Annotated in this window: 20 protein-coding genes; 12 read left to right on the top strand and 8 right to left on the bottom strand. The window is 67.1% G+C overall.

The annotated features are described in order from the left end of the window. Positions 1–5: 5 nt before the first annotated feature. Positions 6–947 (top strand): LysR family transcriptional regulator, encoded by a 942-nt coding sequence (locus NH8B_RS10530; protein WP_014087272.1) that lies wholly within the window; start codon positions 6–8, stop codon positions 945–947. 118 nt (positions 948–1,065) lie between these two features. Here NH8B_RS10530 and NH8B_RS10525 read toward each other — a convergent pair whose 3' ends face one another. Continuing rightward, a complete protein-coding gene (locus NH8B_RS10525) occupies positions 1,066–1,386 on the bottom strand; it encodes an antibiotic biosynthesis monooxygenase family protein (RefSeq protein WP_014087271.1) in 321 nt (106 codons plus the stop codon). Between the two features lie 138 nt (positions 1,387–1,524). Between NH8B_RS10525 and NH8B_RS10520 the strand changes: the two genes are divergently transcribed. The 11 genes from NH8B_RS10520 (at position 1,525) to NH8B_RS10470 (ending at position 11,312) form a co-directional block, all read left to right on the top strand. Then, positions 1,525–1,995 carry an SUF system Fe-S cluster assembly regulator gene (locus NH8B_RS10520; RefSeq protein WP_041702926.1) on the top strand — a complete coding sequence of 157 codons (471 nt, stop codon included), beginning with the start codon at positions 1,525–1,527 and terminating at the stop codon, positions 1,993–1,995. A 22-nt stretch (positions 1,996–2,017) separates the two neighbouring features. Beyond that, positions 2,018–3,466: a Fe-S cluster assembly protein SufB gene (gene sufB / locus NH8B_RS10515; RefSeq protein WP_014087269.1), complete on the top strand. Its 1,449-nt coding sequence runs from the start codon at positions 2,018–2,020 to the stop codon at positions 3,464–3,466. A 13-nt stretch (positions 3,467–3,479) separates the two neighbouring features. Beyond that, complete coding sequence (sufC, locus tag NH8B_RS10510; protein ID WP_008952589.1) at positions 3,480–4,247, top strand: Fe-S cluster assembly ATPase SufC; 768 nt, start codon at positions 3,480–3,482, stop codon at positions 4,245–4,247. Then, positions 4,244–5,560, top strand: a complete 1,317-nt coding sequence (gene sufD / locus NH8B_RS10505) for a Fe-S cluster assembly protein SufD (protein ID WP_014087268.1) — start codon at positions 4,244–4,246, stop codon at positions 5,558–5,560. The genes sufC and sufD overlap by 4 nt, the downstream gene beginning before the upstream one ends. Next, on the top strand, positions 5,557–6,819 hold the full coding sequence (locus NH8B_RS10500; RefSeq protein ID WP_014087267.1) for a cysteine desulfurase: 1,263 nt from the start codon (positions 5,557–5,559) through the stop codon (positions 6,817–6,819). The genes sufD and NH8B_RS10500 overlap by 4 nt, the downstream gene beginning before the upstream one ends. Then, positions 6,819–7,268, top strand: coding sequence for a Fe-S cluster assembly sulfur transfer protein SufU (gene sufU, locus NH8B_RS10495; protein WP_014087266.1), 450 nt, complete (start codon positions 6,819–6,821; stop codon positions 7,266–7,268). The genes NH8B_RS10500 and sufU overlap by 1 nt, the downstream gene beginning before the upstream one ends. 5 nt (positions 7,269–7,273) lie before the next feature. Continuing rightward, positions 7,274–7,633, top strand: coding sequence for an SUF system Fe-S cluster assembly protein (locus NH8B_RS10490; protein ID WP_041702924.1), 360 nt, complete (start codon positions 7,274–7,276; stop codon positions 7,631–7,633). After that, positions 7,633–7,953 (top strand): non-heme iron oxygenase ferredoxin subunit, encoded by a 321-nt coding sequence (locus tag NH8B_RS10485; RefSeq protein ID WP_014087264.1) that lies wholly within the window; start codon positions 7,633–7,635, stop codon positions 7,951–7,953. The genes NH8B_RS10490 and NH8B_RS10485 overlap by 1 nt, the downstream gene beginning before the upstream one ends. 337 nt (positions 7,954–8,290) lie before the next feature. Further along, positions 8,291–9,358 (top strand): efflux RND transporter periplasmic adaptor subunit, encoded by a 1,068-nt coding sequence (locus tag NH8B_RS10480; RefSeq protein WP_014087263.1) that lies wholly within the window; start codon positions 8,291–8,293, stop codon positions 9,356–9,358. Then, positions 9,355–10,599, top strand: coding sequence for an ABC transporter permease (locus NH8B_RS10475; RefSeq protein WP_014087262.1), 1,245 nt, complete (start codon positions 9,355–9,357; stop codon positions 10,597–10,599). The genes NH8B_RS10480 and NH8B_RS10475 overlap by 4 nt, the downstream gene beginning before the upstream one ends. Next, the gene (locus NH8B_RS10470; RefSeq protein WP_014087261.1) at positions 10,596–11,312 is read left to right on the top strand and encodes an ABC transporter ATP-binding protein; all 717 of its coding nucleotides are present in this window, start codon (positions 10,596–10,598) and stop codon (positions 11,310–11,312) included. The genes NH8B_RS10475 and NH8B_RS10470 overlap by 4 nt, the downstream gene beginning before the upstream one ends. Before the next feature lie 140 nt (positions 11,313–11,452). Here the strand turns inward: NH8B_RS10470 and NH8B_RS10465 are convergent, their stop codons facing one another. From NH8B_RS10465 to NH8B_RS10435, 7 genes are all read right to left on the bottom strand, one after another. Next, positions 11,453–12,085, bottom strand: coding sequence for an acetate uptake transporter (locus NH8B_RS10465; RefSeq protein ID WP_014087260.1), 633 nt, complete (start codon positions 12,083–12,085; stop codon positions 11,453–11,455). Positions 12,086–12,197: 112 nt separating this feature from the next. Then, positions 12,198–12,986, bottom strand: coding sequence for an enoyl-CoA hydratase-related protein (locus NH8B_RS10460; RefSeq protein WP_014087259.1), 789 nt, complete (start codon positions 12,984–12,986; stop codon positions 12,198–12,200). 77 nt (positions 12,987–13,063) lie between these two features. Next, positions 13,064–13,924 (bottom strand): 3-hydroxybutyryl-CoA dehydrogenase, encoded by an 861-nt coding sequence (locus NH8B_RS10455; protein ID WP_041702923.1) that lies wholly within the window; start codon positions 13,922–13,924, stop codon positions 13,064–13,066. Positions 13,925–14,026: 102 nt separating this feature from the next. Continuing rightward, positions 14,027–15,664, bottom strand: coding sequence for an electron transfer flavoprotein-ubiquinone oxidoreductase (locus tag NH8B_RS10450; protein WP_014087257.1), 1,638 nt, complete (start codon positions 15,662–15,664; stop codon positions 14,027–14,029). A gap of 11 nt (positions 15,665–15,675) precedes the next feature. Next, on the bottom strand, positions 15,676–17,460 hold the full coding sequence (locus NH8B_RS10445) for an acyl-CoA dehydrogenase (RefSeq protein WP_014087256.1): 1,785 nt from the start codon (positions 17,458–17,460) through the stop codon (positions 15,676–15,678). A 96-nt stretch (positions 17,461–17,556) separates the two neighbouring features. Further along, positions 17,557–18,489, bottom strand: a complete 933-nt coding sequence (locus NH8B_RS10440) for an electron transfer flavoprotein subunit alpha/FixB family protein (RefSeq protein ID WP_014087255.1) — start codon at positions 18,487–18,489, stop codon at positions 17,557–17,559. Further along, on the bottom strand, positions 18,490–19,239 hold the full coding sequence (locus NH8B_RS10435) for an electron transfer flavoprotein subunit beta/FixA family protein (RefSeq protein ID WP_014087254.1): 750 nt from the start codon (positions 19,237–19,239) through the stop codon (positions 18,490–18,492). Positions 19,240–19,256: the final 17 nt, after the last annotated feature.

Here is a 19,256-nt window from a genome sequence, read left to right as displayed (position 1 = left end):
AAATTATGGACACCTTGACTGCCATGCGCGTCTTCCAGACCGTGACCGAAGCCGGCAGTTTTGCCGGCGCCGCCGAGCGCATGGACCTGTCCCGCGCCATGGTCACCAAATACGTGGCGGCACTCGAACAGCAGCTGGGCGTGCGCTTGCTGCATCGCTCGACCCGGCGCCTGTCCCTGACCGAAGTCGGTGCCGATTACATCCAGCGCGTGGCGTCCATCCTGGCGCAGGTGGATGAAGCCGCGGCGGTGGCCAGCCGCCAGAGTCAGACCCCGGCGGGCACGCTGCGCATCACCGCCAGCGTCGCCTTCGGCCAACGTCGGCTGGGCACGCTGCTGACCGAGTTTCACCGCCGCTATCCGGAAATCAGCGTCGATTTGATGCTCACCAACCGCCACATCGACTTGGTCGAAGAAGGCTACGACCTCGCGCTGCGCACCTCGTTGCACGCCAGCGAGGAAAACCTCATCGCCCGGCTGCTGCTGGGCCCGATCTACAGCACGCTGCTGGCGGCGCCGAGCTATCTGGAGAAGCACGGCACGCCGCAGACACCGGCCGACCTCGTCCATCACAACTGCCTGCGCTACAGCCGCCCGCTGGAGTCGAACACCTGGAGCTTCGGCCCGCCCCAGTCGCCCGTGACCGTGCGCGTGTCCGGCTCGCTCAGCACCAACGACGGCGCGGTGCTGATCGACGCGGCCCGCGCCGGGCTCGGCATCGCGCTGCAGCCCAGCGTGCTGGTCAGCGAAGACCTGGCCACCGGGCGGCTGGTGGAATTGCTGCCGGACTGGGAGAAACCGAGCACGGCGCTGTATGCGCTCTACCCGGCGCGCCGCTTCCTGCCGCAAAAGGTGCGCACGCTGATCGACTTCCTGTCCGAGCAACTGGGGCAGCTATCCCGCTCGCCCGAATACGTGGCCAATCGCGCCCCGCTTGGCGGCCGATAAGGCCCCTCGCCGCCTTGTTGTGGGCATGACGGCGGGCCATGCCAAGACAAGGCGCGGCCGCAGGGTGAGCGGCACGGCGCGGCTCCGTCCCTTCCCTCCCCCTGGTGCGGCGTACCGCTCATCGCCCTGCGCCTTGCGGCAGCACGGACCATTCGGGTTCGTCGAATTCGCCGATCACGGTGATGTCGCAATTGGCCGCATGCTTTTCGAGAATGGCACGGACCGTTTCGTCGCGCCGGTCGTCCTTGGCGTCTCGGTGCGCCTTCGACTCCCAGGTGGCGATGGCGAGCAGGGTGTCGGGGGCGCCAATCTTGCGATGCAGGTAGGTGCCACGGGCACCGGGCGTGCGCTGGATGATCTCGCTGGCGCGAATCCAGGCCTCGGCGTATTCCTCCACCGTGTAACCGGGCCGCATGCGAACTTCGAAGATGAATTTCATGCCGTTGCCTCCTTCCCTGGCGGGGTGAGCCGGGCCGGGTGTCCGACGCCTCTTTTTTCTCTGCCAGAGGCTCGTCGACCTGGCCCTGCGGAACATATAGGACTAAATTGATTCTATATAAAGAACAGGGGCTTGGAGATGTTGCGGCTGAGCAGGCTGACCGATTACGGCACCGTGATCATGGCCCACATGGCGCGTGAACCGGGCCATGTCTACAGCGCCGCCGAGCTCGCCGGCGCGGTGGGGGTCGCCCTGCCCACCGCGAGCAAAATCCTCAAGACCCTGGCGCGCAAGGCCTTGCTGCACTCGTTGCGGGGCGCTCACGGCGGCTACCTGCTGGCGCGGCCACCGCGGGAGATTTCCATCGCCCAGGTCATCGACGCGCTGGAGGGCCCGTTCGGCGTCACGGAATGCAGCGTGGCGACCGGTCTGTGCCCGCAGGAGAACGCGTGCGCCTTGCGTCGCCATTGGCAGCGCATCGATCGGGCGCTGCGCCAGACCCTCGATGGCCTGACGCTGGAGGACATGACGCAACCGGTGCCGGCGGGAATGCCGGAGCGGCGGCGGGCGCAGCATGACCGGCGGCACCGTTCTGACGGTCATGGCTGAGCGAAACCGACAGGAGAGGCAGATGGCCAGTTCGACAGTCAAGCTCGACGAGCTGATCAGCCAGGAATACCAGCACGGCTTTTTCACCAGCGTCGAGTCCGACACCGTGCCGCGCGGCTTGTCGGAAGAAGTGATCCGGCTGATTTCGGCCAAGAAGGGCGAGCCGGACTTCCTGCTGGAATGGCGCCTGCGCGCGTACCGGCACTGGCTCACCATGGCCGAGCCGCACTGGTCCACCGTGCATCACCCGCCCATCGATTACCAGGACATCGCCTATTACTCCGCGCCGAAGTCGCGCCAGGACGGGCCGAAGAGCCTGGACGAGATCGACCCGGAACTGCGCCGTACCTACGAGAAACTGGGCGTGCCGCTCGAGGAGCGTGCCCTGCTCGCTGGCGTGGCAGTGGACGCGGTGTTCGACAGCGTGTCGGTGGCGACCACCTTCAAGGACAAGCTGGCCGGGCTCGGCATCATTTTCTGCTCGTTCTCCGAGGCGGTGCGCGAGCACCCGGAGCTGGTGCGGCAGTACCTGGGCTCGGTGGTGCCCTACACCGACAATTTCTTCGCCTCGCTCAACTCGGCGGTGTTCAGCGACGGCTCGTTCTGCTACATCCCGCCCGGCGTGCGCTGCCCGATGGAGTTGTCGACCTACTTCCGCATCAACGCCCGCAACACCGGCCAGTTCGAACGCACGCTGATCATCGCCGACAAGGGCGCCTACGTCAGCTACCTGGAAGGCTGCACCGCGCCGATGCGCGACGAGAACCAGCTGCACGCCGCCGTGGTCGAGCTGATCGCGCTGGAAGACGCCCAGATCAAGTACGCCACGGTGCAGAACTGGTACCCCGGCGACAAGGAGGGCCACGGCGGCATCTACAACTTCGTCACCAAGCGCGGCGATTGCCGTGGGGACAATTCGAAGATTTCCTGGACCCAGGTGGAAACCGGTTCGGCCATCACCTGGAAGTACCCCAGCGTGATCCTGCAGGGCGACAACGCCGTCGGCGAGTTCTACTCGGTGGCGCTGACCAACCACTACCAGCAGGCCGATACCGGCACCAAGATGATCCACCTGGGCAAGAACACCCGCAGCACCATCCTCTCCAAGGGCATCTCGGCCGGGCACGGCAGCAACGCCTATCGCGGCCTGGTGAAAGTGGCGAAGAGCGCGGTCGGCGCGCGCAACTACACGCAATGCGACTCGCTGCTGCTGGGCGACCGCTGCGCCGCCCACACCTTCCCCTACATCGAGGTGAAGAACCCGACCGCCCGCGTCGAGCACGAGGCCTCGACCTCGCGCATCGGCGAGGACCAGTTGTTCTACTGCCAGAGCCGCGGCATCGCGCCGGAAGACGCGGTGTCGATGATCGTCAGCGGCTTTTGCAAGGAAGTGTTCAAGGAACTGCCGATGGAGTTCGCGGTGGAGGCCCAGAAGCTGCTGGGGGTCAGCCTGGAGGGCAGCATCGGCTAACAAGGAACAGACCATGCTCGAAATCCGCAACCTGCACGTCTCGATCAACGACAAGCCCATCCTGCGCGGCCTCGATCTGACGGTGCGCGCCGGCGAGGTGCACGCCATCATGGGCCCCAACGGCTCGGGCAAGAGCACGCTGGCCCACGTGCTGGCCGGGCGAGAAGGCTATACGGTGACGGCCGGCGAAGTGCGCTACCTGGGGCGCAACCTGCTGGAGCTGTCCCCCGAGCTGCGGGCCCGCGAGGGGATTTTCCTGGCGTTCCAGTATCCGGTGGAGATTCCCGGCGTCGCCAACATCTACCTCCTGAAGGCGGCAGTGAACGCGCTGCGCCTGCACCGTGGCGAGCCGGAGCTGGACGCGGTGGACTTTCTCGCGCTGGTGAAGGACAAGCTCAGGCTGATGGGCATGGACACCGGCTTGCTGTACCGCTCGGTGAACGAAGGCTTTTCCGGCGGAGAGAAGAAGCGCAACGAGATTTTGCAGATGGCGGTGCTCGAGCCCCGCCTCGCGCTGCTCGACGAAACCGACTCGGGCCTGGACATCGACGCGCTCAAGATCGTCGCCGGCGGCGTCAACGCCATGCGCAGCCCGGAGCGCGCCATGGTGCTGGTGACGCACTACCAGCGCCTGCTCAACTACATCGTGCCGGACCAGGTGCACGTGCTGGCACAGGGCCGCATCGCCTTGTCCGGCGGGCGCGAGCTGGCGCTGGAGCTGGAAAACCGTGGCTACGGCTGGGTCGAGGCGGCGGCGGGACAGGCGGGAGGCGGCGCATGAATCCTGCCGCCGACTTCTATCGCGACGCCTTCGCCCGCGTCGCCACGACCTTGCCGGGTAGCGAGCTGCCGTGGCTGCGGCGCGGGCGCGAGGCGGGCCTGGCATTCTTCGCCGAGGCCGGTTTCCCGACGTTGCGCCAGGAGGACTGGAAGTACACCAGTGTCGCCGCCATCGAGAAAAGCCGCTTCATGCCGCCCCCTCCGACGGCGAACGGCGTCGCGCCCGGGCTGATCGACGCCTGGGGGCTGGCGGGAACGCAGCGCCTGGTGTTTGTGAATGGCCGTTACCAGCCGCGCTGGTCGAACATCGGCCCGTTGCCGGCCGGGGTCACGCTGGCGAGCCTCGCCGAGGTGCTGGAGCGCGATCCGCAGCGGCTGGAGGGCGTGCTGGGCGTGTTGCCCGCTGGCTACCCGTCGGGCTTCGCCGCGCTCAACCAGGCCTTCTTCAGCGACGGTGTCTATCTGGATCTGGCCGCCGGGGTGGCGCTCGAGACGCCGGTCCACCTGTTGTTCGTCACCACCGAAGCGGGGCTGGCGCTGCACACGCGCAACGTGGTGCGTGCCGAGGCCGGCAGCCGCGCCTGCCTGATCGAGCACCATGTGGCGCTGGGCGACGGCGCCTACCTGAGCAACACCGCCACCGACCTCGTGGTCGGGCAAGATGCCGAGATCGAACACCTCAAGCTACAGCAGGAGTCCCTCAAGGCCTTCCACGTGGCTGCGCTGGATGTCGACCAGCAGCAAGGCAGCCATTTCATTTCGCGCTCGTTCGCGCTGGGGGGCGGCCTGGCGCGCGTCGACATCCGCGTCGGGCTCAACGCCGAGCACGCCGCCTGCACGCTCGACGGGCTCTACATGACCGACGGCCGGCAGCACAGTGACCACCACACCCGCATCGACCATGCCCGGCCCTACGGCACCAGCCGCGAGTTCTACAAGGGGGTGCTGGCCGGTGCGTCGCGGGCGGTGTTCAACGGCCGGGTCGTCGTGCAGGCCGACGCCCAGCACAGCGACGCTTATCAGGCCAACCGCAACCTGCTGCTGTCGGACAACGCCGAAATCGACACCAAGCCGCAACTGGAAATCTACGCCGACGACGTGAAGTGCAGCCACGGCGCCACCGTCGGCCAGCTCGACCCGGAGCAGGTGTTCTACCTGCGCTCGCGCGGGGTGGACGAGGCCGACGCGCGCGCCCTGCTCACCTTCGCCTTTGCGGCGGAGATGGTTGGCCGGATCGACATGGCGCCGTTGCGGGCGCGGCTGGAAAAACTGCTGCTGGGGCGCTTGCCCGAGCGGGTGAAGGAGCTGGTATGAATGCCGTGGTGAAGCAAGAGACCGTCCGCCGTGATGCGTTGCCCGGATTCGACGTGGCGCGCTGGCGGCAGGATTTCCCCATCCTGAGCCACACCGTGCACGGCAAGCCGCTGGTCTACCTCGACAACGCCGCCACCAGCCAGAAGCCGCAGAGCGTGATCGAGACCGAAACGCGTTACTACGGCGAGATCAACGCCAACGTGCACCGTGGCGTGCACACCCTGAGCCAGCGTGCCACCGAAGCCTTCGAGGCGGCGCGCGACACGGTGCGGCGCTTCATCAACGCGGCCCGGCGCGAGGAAATCGTGTTCGTGCGCGGCACCACCGAAGCGATCAACCTGGTGGCGGCGAGCTTCGGCCAACGTTTGCGGCCCGGCGACGAGATCCTGATCACCGAGATGGAGCACCACTCCAACATCGTGCCGTGGCAGCTGCTGTGCGAGCGCAGCGGTGCCACACTGCGCGTTGCCCCCATCGACGGCGCGGGCGAGCTGCGGCTCGACGAATTCGCCCGTCTGCTGGGCCCGGCCACCCGCCTCGTGGCGGTGACGCAGCTGTCCAACGCGCTGGGCACCGTCAACCCGGTGCGCCAGCTGATCGAGCTGGCCCACGCCGCCGGGGCGGTGGTGCTGGTCGACGGCGCCCAGGCCGTTGCTCACCAGCCGGTCGACGTGCAGGCGCTCGACTGCGATTTCTACGCCTTTTCCGGCCACAAGCTGTACGGCCCCACCGGCATCGGCGTGCTCTACGGCAAGGCGGCGCTGCTGGAGTCGATGCCGCCCTACCAGGGCGGCGGCGACATGATCCGCCAGGTCAGTTTCGCCGGCACCACCTACAACGACCTGCCCTACAAGTTCGAGGCCGGCACCCCGAATATCGCCGGCGCCATCGGCCTGGGGGCGGCCATCGACTACCTGAACACGCTGGGCTTGCCCGCCGTTGCCGCCCACGAGCAGGCCCTGCTCGCCGCCGCCACCGCCCAGGCCATGCAGATACCCGGTCTGCGCCTGATCGGCACGGCGCGCGACAAAGCGAGCATCCTGGCGTTCACCCTGGAGGGCGTGCATCCGCACGACGTCGGCACGATCCTGGACCTGGAAGGAGTGGCGGTGCGCGCCGGACACCATTGCGCGATGCCGGTGATGGCGCATTTCGGCCTGCCCGCCACGGTGCGCGCCTCGTTCGCCCTCTACAACACGGCCGAGGAGGTGGACGTGCTGATGCACGCCATCCGCAAGGCCCGGGAGGTGTTTGGCTGATGTCCGACTTGCGCGATCTCTACCAGGAACTCATCGTCGACCACTACCGACGGCCGCACAATTTCGGTCCGCTGGCGGGGGCAAACCGCCACGCTGAGGGTTTCAACCCGCTGTGCGGCGACCATCTTTCGCTGTCGCTCAAGGTGGTGGACGGCGTAATCGAGGATGCCTGTTTCGAAGGCGCCGGCTGCGCCATTTCCACCGCCTCGGCCTCGCTGATGACCGATGCGCTCAAGGGCAGGACCGAGGCCGAGGCCGAAGCGCTGTTCGCCGTTTTCCACGCGCTGGTGACGGCCGAGGACGCCACTCCCGCCGAGGCGCCGCTCGGGAAGCTTGCCGTGCTGGCCGGGGTGCGCGAGTTTCCGACCCGGGTGAAGTGCGCCACCCTGGCCTGGCATACCCTGCTGGCGGCGCTGCACCAGAGCGACCAGCCGGTATCGACGGAGTGAAGACGATGGACCTGTTCCACTGGCATCACCGCAACGACGACGCCACCCCGCCCCCGGTTTCCGAATTGCAGCAGCGCGTGATCGAGGCGCTGCGCACCGTGTACGACCCGGAAATTCCGGTCAACATCTACGACCTGGGCCTCGTCTACGCGCTCGACGTGGATGACGCCGAGGGCAAGGTCCGGATCGACCTGACGCTGACCGCGCCGGGCTGCCCGGTGGCGCAGACCTTTCCCGCCCAGGTGGCCGAGGCGGTGGAACGCGTCGACGGCGTGCACGAGGCCGAGGTCGAACTGGTGTGGGAACCGCCCTGGTCGCAGGACATGATGAGCGAGGCGGCACGCCTGGAACTGGGCTTGCTGTGATGAGCGACTGGCTCGACGTGGCCCCGGCCGATGGCTTCCCGCCTGGGACCTTCCGTACCGTGGACGCCGACGGCGTGCCGATTGCCGTGTTCAACGTCGAGGGCCGTTATTACGCCATCGAGGACCTGTGCAGCCACGAAGCCGAAACCCTGTCCGGTGGCGAGGTGCTGGGTGACTGCATCGTCTGCCCTCGCCACGGCGCGCCGTTCTCTCTGCGCACCGGCGCGGCGCTCGGCCCACCCGCCTACGAACCGGTGACCACCTTCCCGGTGCGCGTCGAACAGGGCATGGTGCAGGTGCGCGACGACCGCTTCGATTGAACCCTCCCCCACGTTGCACCGGGCCTGGCGTACCGTCATCACCGGTAGACATGGCTCGCCACCGTGTTGCCGCATGTGATTTGCCGGCACGGGTAGATCACCGTCTGTTTCGGCCCCGCCCATCCATTCTGTATAAATCTTGACCCCACGCATGGCACTCGCCGGCTGCGCGATCTATCGTCAACATAGTTCCTTGCAACGTGCTCGACGGCTTGGCGGGGTTGGCCGAACCATCGATAGCAAGGCAGATGAAGGGCTCGCGCGGCGCCACCTCACGCAGGTGGAATCGTATTCCGCTGGCCGCAGCGCCTGTTTATGAAGCGACCAATGACACGATATGGCATCGAACGATAGCCGTTCCCACCGAAAAACCGCCCTCTATCGGGCAGGCAAAGGGGCCTTCTTCCTGCTGCTCGCCGCCGGGCTGTCCGTCCTGCTCTGGTACTGGCTTGCCCCCCCCATGGTCAAGGTGGGCCACCCCACACGCGGGCCGGCCATCCAGGCGGTGTACGCCACTGGCAACGTCGAGGCCAGCGTGACAGTCACCATCGCTCCGCAGGTCGGCGGGCGGCTGGTCGAACTGCGCGCGGATGAAGGCGCCCAGGTGGCGCCGGGGCAAATCCTGGGCCGGCTCGACGACAGCGATCTGCGCGCCAGCCTGGGCGACGAGCAGGCCCGGCTGCGTTACGCCGAGCAGCGCTGGCAACGCGTGCAGGCGCTGTTCAGCTCCGGCTTCGCCACCATCGATCAGCTCGATCAGGCCCGCTCCACGTTCGATTCCGCCCGCGCCACCACACGCCGCATCGAAGAGCAGATCAAATTCATGACGCTGCGCGCGCCCGGCGCCGGGCGCATCATCCGCCGCGACGGCGAGGTGGGCGACTTCATCCCGCTTAACCAGCCGGTGTTCTACCTCGCCCAGTCCGGCGCGCCGCCGCGCATCACCACCGTGGTCGACGAAGAAGACATCGCCGGCGTCAAAGTGGGCCAGCCGGCCCAGATCACCGCCGACGGTTTCCCCGGACGGGTGTTCGAAGGCAAGGTGGCCGAGATCACCGCCAAGGGGGACCCGCTGGCGCGCAACTACCGCGTGCGCATCGCCTTGCTTCCCGGCACCCCGTTGATGATCGGCATGACCACCGAGGTCAACATCATCCTGGCCCGGCGTGAACACGCGCTGCTGGTGCCGAGCACGGCGCTCAACGGCAGCACGATCTGGCTGGTGCGCGACGGCCGTGCCCACAAGCAGCGCCTCACGCTCGGCGCCAAGGGCGCGGACCGCAGCGAGGTGCGGGCCGGACTGACCGATGGCGACACCTTCATCTCCGAGCCGCCGGCCGAACTGAAAGACGGGCAGAAGGTGCGCATCCCGCCCGCCGCGGCACCGGCAGGAACCTCGCGATGAAGCTGGCGGCCTCGATCGCGCTCAGCCACCTGCTGTCGCGCCGGCGCCAGACGCTGGTTTCGCTCGCCGGCATCGGTCTCGGCGTGGCGTTCTTTCTCGCCGTGTCGGCCCTGATGCGTGGCTCGGAGCAGGATTTCATGCGCCGCCTGGTGGACAACTCGGCCCACATCACCGTGTACGACGAATTCCGCCAGGCCAAGCCGCAGGCGGCCGAGCTGGCGGCGGCGCACGGCGCGGTGGAAATCCGCGGCGTCAAACCGGAAACCGAGGTGCGCGGCATCCGCCAGTACAAGCAGAAGCTGGATTTCGTCAGCCGCCTGCCGGGCCTGCGCGTGGCGCCGGTGCTACTCGGGCAGGCGATCTTCACCTTCGCCGGCAAGGACTTGGGCGCCGCCATCAACGGCATCGAGCCGGACCTGATGAAGAACGTCAGCACCATCGACCAGTATTTCATATCCGGCTCGCTCGCCTCGCTGCACTCCGACCCGGACGGCATCATCATCGGCACCGGTCTCGCCGACAAATTCCGCGCCAAGCTCGGCGACAAGATTTCGGTCACCTCCCCCACCGGCCTGGTGCGCGTGATGAAGATCGTCGCCCTGTTCCGTACCGGCACCGCTGCCTACGACGAGGGACAGACCTTCATCATCCTCAAGCGCGCGCAAACGTTGCTGGGCCGCCCCAACGTCGCCAACCGCTTCATCCTCAAGCTGGACGATCCGGCGCGCGCGCCGGTCGTTGCGGGCCAGATCGAACGTGCGCTCGGTTACAAGACGCAATCGTGGCAGGAAGCCAGCGAAGACATCATGAACCTGGTGAAGATCCGCAACATCATCATGTATAGCGTGGTGGCCGCCACCCTGATCGTGGCCGCCTTCGGCATCTACAACGTGATATCCACCGTGGTGCTGGAAAAAACCCGCGACATCGCCATCCTCAAGTCGATCGGCTTTCACGCGCGCGACATCCGCCGGATTTTCCTGATCGAAGGCGCCCTGCTCGGCCTCGTCGGCAGTGTGCTCGGCACCGGCCTCGGACTGGCGCTGATGGCCGGCCTCGCGCGGGTGGAAGTGAAAAGCCCGTTCATCACCACGCAAGCCTTCCTGCCGATCTACTGGGGCTGGGACCAGATGGCGCTGGCCGCGGCGTTCGCCATGGGCTCGGCGCTGGTGGCGGCCTACCTGCCGGCGCGCAAGGGTGGCCGCGTGCGCCCGGTGGACATCCTGCGGGGCGCGGCATGAGCACGGTGCTGCGCACGGAATCGCTCACGCGCGTGCTGCCGGGCGACGTGCCCACCACGCTGGTGGAGAACATCGATCTGGAGATCGCACGCGGCGAGTTCGTCGCCATCATGGGGCCGTCCGGCTCGGGCAAGTCGTCGCTGCTCTATCTCTTGGGACTGCTCGACATGCCCACCGTTGGCCAGGTGTGGCTGGACGATACCCTGACCACCGGCCTGAGCGAAGACCACCTCGCCCATATCCGGCTGGAACATATCGGTTTCGTGTTCCAGTTCCATTTCCTGCTGGAAGAATTCTCGGCGCTCGACAACGTGATGCTGCCGATGCGCAAACTGGCGCGCCTGCAAGAGGACGAGGCGCGCGACAAGGCGAGCGAGCTATTGCGCACCTTCGATCTGGCCGAACAGATGCACAAGCGCCCGAGCCAGATGTCCGGCGGGCAGCGCCAACGCGTGGCCGTGGCGCGTGCGCTGGCGAACGACCCGCAGCTGATCCTGGCGGACGAACCGAGCGGCTCGCTCGACACCCACGCCAGCGCCAACGTGCGCGACATCCTGCACGACCTGGCGCGCAACCAGAACCGTGCCGTGGTCGCGGTCACGCACGACCCGACCTTCGCCCAGGCCGCCGACCGCCGCATCTTTCTGGTGGATGGCCAGCTGCAACCGCCCGAGCGTGCCGCCGCGCTGTTCGAAGTGAGCGTGCGGCGCTAGCGGCGCGTGGAGTGGCCGATCGGCTGCGTTTCTTTATGGGAGGGGAAGGCTCAACCGCCCCGCAGGAGAACGGTCGTTTCGACCAGACTCGTGGGCGGAAGTAATGAAACGGGCGCGCCCGCAGGCACGCCCGGGGGGCATCAGCTACGTTTGATCAGACCCAGCGGGGCGCCCAGGGGCAGGATTTCCCGGCCGAAGAAATTCCGGAAGAAGATCGCGCCGCAGGCGTAGAAGCCGAGCAGCGAGATCAACAGTTCCGACCAGGCCGCGGCGGTGCTGAACTGAGCCTTGGCCACGCCCAGCGCGGCAAAACCCAGCGAAAACAGCAGGACGTTGATCAGCACCACGATGGTGGCGAACACCTTGTTGGTCTCGAACGCCACCACCATGATGAACAGCGAGAAGATGCCGTAGCCGAAGAAGGCAAAGGCAATCTGCTTGGGGTCAAACTGGGCTGGGTTGATGGCACCGAACCAGCCCAGGCTGATCGCCCAGTGCATCGACACCGCCATCCAGAACAGACCGTACACCCCCAGCACGATGGCGCCGAAGTAGTTGTTTTTCTTGAAGTCGAGCGACGAGGCCCAGATCTGCGCGATCGACCCCAGGAACATCGTCCACGGGATCAGATAGCCTACCCCCTCGGTCCAGTGCATCTTGGCCGAGGCCGCCACGAACGTGACCAGCGACAGGCCGAACACGCCCAGGGCGGTGGGGTCGGCGATGGTGGTACGGGTTTCGACGATCTGAAGACCCTGCTGAGGTGCAGTCATGATAGTTTTCCTCCTTGGAAGTTTTGATTGTTATGGTGGGTGGTTCAGTGCTGCGGGGATACAACGCCGGAGAGGCGGCGCGGGCGCGCCCTCTCTCCGGTAAAACGGGGTGCTAGCGGTTGCTGAAGGTGGGAGTGCGCTTGTCGAGGAAGGCGGCCACGCCCTCGCGCTTGTCCTCGGTGGAGAACGCCAGACCGAACACCTGGGCCTCGAACTGGCAGGCGTTGTCGAGGTCGAGGTCCTGGCCGCGCTGCACCGCCTCCTTGCTGAGCCGCACCGCGATCGGCGCCTTGCTGGCAATCTGCCGCGCCATGGCGAGCGCTTCGTCCATCAGTTGCCCGGCGGGGAAGACATGGTTGACCAGGCCCCAGCGCAGCGCCTCGTCCGCCTTGATCTGCCGCCCGGTGGTGATGAGTTCCAGCGCGCGCGCTCGCCCCACCAGCCGCGTCAGGCGCTGCGTGCCGCCGAAGCCGGGCGTGAGCCCCAGGTTGACCTCGGGTTGGCCGAAGACGGCGTTCTCGCCCGCCAGAATCCAGTCACAGCTCATCGCCAGCTCGCAGCCGCCGCCCAGCGCGTAGCCGTTGACCACGGCGATCACCGGGATCGCCAGAGTTTCCAGCTGGCGGAACACCGCCATCGTTTCACGGGCGAAGCTCTGCCCCTCGATCGGGCTCATGTCCTGCATGGCACGGATGTCGGCGCCGGCCACGAAAGCCTTGTCCCCGGCGCCGGTCACCAGCAGCGCGCGCGCGTAGCGATCGGCGGCGACGGTCGTAAGCGCCGCGCCCAGCTCGGCGATGGTGGCGCGGTTCAGGGCGTTCAGGGCCTTGGGGCGATGTATGGTCAGACGGTAGATGGAAGGCTCGACGATCTCGAGCAGCACATTGGGTTCGCTGGACATGGCGGATGCCTCCTGTTGTCAGGGTGATCGGCGAAGCCGGCGCCGCGCGCCAGCTCCGTGACGGCCATCGGGTTGGCTTATGTGTTGTAGCGGAAAAAGCCCTGGCCGGTCTTGCGCCCGAGCAGGCCGGCATCGACCATCTGCTTGAGCAAGGGGCATGGGCGGTATTTCGAATCGTCGAAGCCCTCGTGCAGCACCGCCATGATGGCGAGGCAGGTGTCGAGCCCGATCAGGTCGGCCAGCGCCAGGGGGCCGATGGGGTGGTTGGCGCCGAGCTTCATCACGGTGTCGATGTCTTCCGCGCTGGCCAGCCCTTCGTGCAGGCAGAAGATCGCCTCGTTGATCATCGGAATCAGCAGGCGGTTGGCGACGAAGCCGAAACCGTCCTTCACCTCCACCGGCACCTTGCCGATCTGCTTGGCCAACAGCGTGACCGCCTGGCACACCGCGTCCGAGGTATGCAGGCCGCGGATGACCTCGATCAGCGGCATCACCGGCACCGGGTTCATGAAGTGCATGCCGATAACCTTGTCGGGGCGCTGGGTCGCCGCCGCGATGCGGGTGATCGAGATCGAAGAGGTGTTGCTGGCGAGCACGGCGTTGGGCTGCACGATGGCGTCGAGACGGCGGAAGATGTCGAGCTTGAGCGCTTCGTTCTCGGTGGCGGCCTCGATCACGCAATCGCACTGGGCCAGTTGCTCCAGGCTGGCGGCAGGCTTAAGGTGGCGCAGCGCCTCGTCGCGGGCGCTGGCGCTCAGCTTGTCCTTGGTCACCAGCCGGTCGAGCTGTCCGGCGATGGTGTCGATGCCGCGCGCGACGGCCTGCTCGGAAACGTCGTTGAGCAGCACCGTCATGCCGGCCATGGCGCAGACCTGGGCGATGCCGCGCCCCATTTGCCCTGCTCCAACCACGCCGATGGTCAAATTATTGTCTGTCATCTCTGTTCTCTCTCTTGTGTGAAGGTGTGCTTGTTATCAGGCGCAGGCCGGCGCTTGCCGGAGGGCGAGGCGCTCCGGGCAAGGCCAGGCCGCACGGGCCGTTTACATGTTCGGGTAGTTGGGCCCACCGCCGCCTTCCGGCGTCACCCAGTTGATGTTCTGGCTCGGGTCCTTGATATCGCAGGTCTTGCAGTGCACGCAGTTCTGCGCGTTGATCTGCAGGCGCGGCTCGCCCTCTTCACGGCCGACGATCTCATACACCCCGGCCGGGCAGTAGCGCGTCTCCGGCGCGTCGTACTGGGCCAGATTGATCTTGATCGGTACGCTGGGGTCCTTCAGCTTGAGGTGCGCCGGCTGGTCTTCGCTGTGGTTGGTGTTGGAGATGAACACCGACGACAGCCGGTCGAAGGTCAGCACCCCGTCCGGCTTGGGGTAGGCGATCGGCGTGCACTCGTCCTTGGGCTTGAGGCATTCGTGGTCGGCGTGCTTATGGTGCAGCGTCCACGGTGCCTTGCCGCGGAACAGGTAGGTGTCCAGCGCCGAGTAGAGCATCGCCGGCCACAGCCCCCAGCGGAACGCCGGGCGGATGTTGCGCACGCGGTGGAGTTCGTCGTAGAGCCAGCTCTGCTTGAACGTGGCGGTGTACGTGGTGGCCTCGAGCGGCTGGCCTTCCTGGGCCGAGGCCAGCGCCTCGACGATCGCCTCGGCCGCCAGCATGGCGGACTTCATCGCGGTGTGGGTGCCCTTGATCTTCGGCACGTTGAGGAAGCCCGCGGTGTCGCCGATCAGCACCCCGCCCGGGAAGGTGAGCTTGGGAATGCTCTGCAGCCCGCCCTCGGAGATGGCGCGCGCGCCGTAGGACAGGCGGCGGCCACCTTCGAACACCCCACGGATCGCCGGGTGGGTCTTGAAGCGCTGGAATTCCTCGTACGGCGACAGGTAGGGGTTCTGGTAGTCCAGCCCCACCACGAAGCCGACCACCACCTGATTGTTTTCCAGGTGGTAGAGGAAGGAACCGCCGTAGGTGGCGGTGTCCATCGGCCAGCCGGCGGTGTGGGTGATCTTGCCCGGCTGGTGCAGCTCGGGTTTCACCTCCCACAGTTCCTTGATGCCGATGCCGTAGGTTTGCGGGTCGGATCCCTTTCTCAAGTCAAAACGCTCGAACAGGGTCTTGGTGAGCGAGCCGCGACAGCCCTCGGCGAACACGGTCTGCCTGGCCCACAGCTCGATGCCGGGCTCGCCGTCCTGGTCGCCGTTCTTGCCGGTGCCGACGTTGCCGGTGGCCACGCCCTTGACCGAGCCGTCCGGGTGGTAGAGCACTTCGGCGGCGGCGAAGCCGGGGTAGATCTCGACGCCGAGTTCTTCGGCCTGCTGACCGAGCCAGCGGCAGAAGTTGCCGAGGCTGATGATGTAGTTGCCCTCGTTGTGCATCTGCGGCGGAGTGGGCAGCTGGATCGACTCGGTCTCGGTCAGCAGCAGGAACTGATCCTTCTGGGCCGGGGTGTTGAGCGGCGCACCCTTGTCTTTCCAGTCCGGGATCAGTTCGTTCAGCGTGCGAGGTTCGAGCACCGCGCCGGAGAGGATGTGGGCGCCGATCTCGGAGCCCTTCTCCAGCAGGCAGACGCTGATCTCCTGGCCCTTGTCGGCCGCCAGCTGCTTGAGGCGAATCGCCGCGGACAGCCCCGAAGGGCCGCCGCCGACGATCACCACGTCGTATTCCATGCTTTCGCGCGCGTTCATGCTCCCCTCCCTCAGAACGCGGACTCGTCGAGCGCCAGCGTGGAACGGGCACCGTGCTGGACCACGTAGGCGTGCGTCATGGCGCGCGGCAGGATGTGCTCGGCGTAGAACAGCGCGGTGTCGATCTTGGCGCGGTAGAAGGCCACCGGTTCGCCGGCGGCGATGCGGGCCTGGGCGACTCCCGCCGCCCGCGTCATCTGCCAGCCGCCACACACGGTGCCCAGCAGCATCAGGTAAGGGACGGCGCCGGCGAAAGCCAGCCGTGGGTCGATGGCGGCCGCATCGATCAGGTGGCGGGTGGCGCCTTCCAGTTCCTTGATCGCCACATGCTGCGCCGCAGCCAACTGGCGGAAAGCCTCGCCGTCCAGAGCGCCGACGTGCACGGTGTCGGCGCGCATCTCCTCTACCAGCGCCAGCAGCGTCTTGCCTTGTTCGCGCAGGGTCTTGCGGCCGAGCAGGTCGTTGGCCTGGATGCCGGTGGTGCCTTCGTAGATGGTGGTGATGCGAGCGTCGCGCAGGTGCTGGGCGGCGCCGGTTTCTTCGATGAAGCCCATGCCGCCATGGATTTGCACGCCGAGCGAGGTGACTTCCTGAGCGGTCTCGGTGCACCAGCCCTTCACCACCGGGGTGAGCAGTTCGACGCGCGACTGGTAGCGTGCGCGCTCGGCCGGGTCGGGGTGGCGCGCAGCCTGGTCCATGTAGGCCGCGGTGACGTAGGCCAGCGCCCGCATCGCCTCGGTCTGCGATTTCATGGTCAACAGCATGCGCCGTACGTCGGGGTGGCGGATGATGGCGCCGGCCGACTCGTGGCCCAGCGCCCTGCCCTGCACCCGCTCGCGGGCGTAGTCGCGCGCCTGCTGGTAGGCGCGTTCGGAAATCGCCACGCCTTCCAGGCCCACCGCCAGCCGCGCGTGGTTCATCATGGTGAACATGTATTCCAGGCCGCGGTTGGGCTCGCCCACCAGGTAGCCGATCGCGCCGGCGCTCTCGCCGAACGCCAGCACCGCGGTCGGGCTGCCATGGATGCCAAGCTTGTGCTCCAGCGACACGCACTGCACGTCGTTGCGCTCGCCGAGCGAGCCGTCGGCATTCAACAGGTACTTCGGCACCACGAACAGCGAGATGCCCTTCACCCCGGCCGGGGCGTCCGGCAGACGCGCCAGCACCAGGTGCACGATGTTGTCGGTGACATCGTGCTCGCCCCAGGTGATGAAGATCTTGCTGCCGAAGATACGGTAATGATCGTCTTCCGGCATGGCGCGGCTGCGCACCGCCGAGAGGTCGGAACCGGCCTGCGGCTCGGTCAGGTTCATGGTGCCGGTCCATTCGCCCGACACCAGTTTGGCGAGGTAGGCGTTCTGCTGTTCCGGGGTGCCATGATGCAGCAGCGCCTCGAGCGCGCCCTGCGTCAGCATCGGGCACAGCGAAAACGCCAGGCAGGCGGATTTCCACATCTCGGTCACCGGCTTGGCCAAGAGCTGCGGCAAGCCCTGCCCACCGAACGTCTCCGGTGACGAGATGCCGCCCCAGCCCGCCTCTACGAACTGGCGGTAGGCCTCGGCAAAGCCGGCGGGAACCACCACCTTGCCGTCGACGAGACGGCTGCCTTCGCGGTCGCCCACCACGTTGAGCGGCGCGATCACCTCGCCGGCGAAGCGGCCGGCTTCTTCCAGTACCGCCTCGGCGAGCTCGCCGCCCACCTCCTCCCAGCCCGGCAACGCGCCCACGTCGGCCAAGCCGGCCAGTTCCTGCATCACGAACAACATATCCCGCACGGGGGCAACGTACTGACTCATTTCTCTATCCTCTTGCGAACCCGGGCCCGCACGTTGGCCGAAGGCGCCGGACAAGGCCGTACCGCTGGCCTGCGTGCGGGGTCGGGTGGTGAACGGTCACTGGCCAAGCGCGGAGATCAACTCCGGCACGGCCTGGAAAAGGTCGGCGGTCAGGCCGTAATCGGCGACCTGGAAAATCGGCGCCTCCGGGTCCTTGTTGATAGCCACGATCACCTTGGAGCCCTTCATGCCGGCCAGATGCTGGATGGCACCGGAAATGCCGACCGCGATGTAGAGCTGCGGGGCGACGATCTTGCCGGTCTGGCCCACCTGGTAGTCGTTGGGCACGAAGCCCGAGTCGACCGCCGCGCGCGATGCGCCGATCGCGGCACCGAGCCGGTCGGCCAGCGCTTCCAGCAGCTTGAAGTTCTCGCCGCTTTGCAGGCCGCGCCCGCCGGACACCACGATCTTGGCTTCAGTGAGTTCCGGGCGGGAGGAATGGGTCAGCTCGCGTGCCAGCAGGCGCGACATGCCCAGGTCGGGGCCGGGGGCGATGGTTTCGATCGGCGCGGTGCCGCCCTGGCCGGTGGCCTCGAACGCGGTGGCGCGTACCGTGATCACCTTGATCGGGTCGTCGCAGCGCACCTTGGCAAGCACATTGCCGGCATAAATCGGCCGCACGAAGGTGTCCGGCGCCAGCACCTCGACGATGTCCGACACCTGGCCGACGTCGAGCTGCGCCGCCACGCGCGGCAGCACGTTCTTGCCGAAGGTGGTCGCCGGCGCCAGCACGTGGCTGTAGGACGGGGCAAGGGAGACGATCAGCGCCGCCAGGTTTTCGGCCAACCCTCCCTCGTAATGCCGCGCATCCGCCATCAGTACCTTGCCCACGCCGCGCAGACGGGCTGCCTGTTCGGCGGCGGCGGAGCAGGCGCTGCCGGCCACCAGCACGTGGATCTCGACACCGAGCTGGCGCGCCGCGGCAATGGTGTTGGCGGTCGCGCTCTTGAGCGAGCCGTTGTCGTGTTCAGCGATAATCAGGGCCGTCATTCAGATCACCTTTGCCTCGTTCTTCAATTTCGCCAACAGCTCGGCCACGTCGGCCACCCTCACCCCGGCGCTGCGCGCGGCCGGCTCGGCCAGGCCCAGCGTGGTCAGGCGCGGCCGGGTGTCGACGCCGAACTCGTCCAGCGCGACGACGTCGAGCGGCTTCTTCTTGGCTTTCATGATGTTGGGCAGCGTGGTGTAGCGCGGGCTGTTGAGGCGCAGGTCGGTGGTGACCACCGCCGGTAGCGTGACGGCGATGATTTCCAGGCCACCGTCGATTTCCCGCGTCACCGTGGCGCCGTCGGCGCCGAGGTCGAGCCGGGAGGCGAAGGTCGCCTGCGGCCAGCCCAACAGGCCCGCCAGCATCTGCCCGGCCTGGTTGGCGTCGCCGTCGGTCGACTGCTTGCCGCAGATCACCAGCCGCGGCTGTTCGCGTGCCACCACCTCGCGCAGCAGCTTGGCCACCGCCAGCGGCTCCAGCACCGCCTCGGTGCGGATCAGCAGGGCACGGTCGGCGCCCATCGCCAGCGCCGCGCGCAGCACGTCCTGGCAGGCGTCCGAACCGATCGAGACCGCGACGATCTCGCTGGCCGCGCCGGCCTCTTTCAGACGGATCGCCTCCTCCACCGCGATCTCGTCGAACGGGTTCATCGACATCTTCGCGTTGTCGCTGTCGACGGCGCTGCCGTCGGCCTTGAGGCGGACCTTGACGTTGGCGTCGATGACCCGCTTCACGGGTACCACAATTTTCATTTCCTCACTCCGCAGCG

The sequence above is a fragment of the Pseudogulbenkiania sp. NH8B genome (assembly GCF_000283535.1).
Classification (GTDB): domain Bacteria; phylum Pseudomonadota; class Gammaproteobacteria; order Burkholderiales; family Chromobacteriaceae; genus Pseudogulbenkiania; species Pseudogulbenkiania ferrooxidans.
This window is presented reverse-complemented; position numbering and strand designations above follow the sequence as displayed.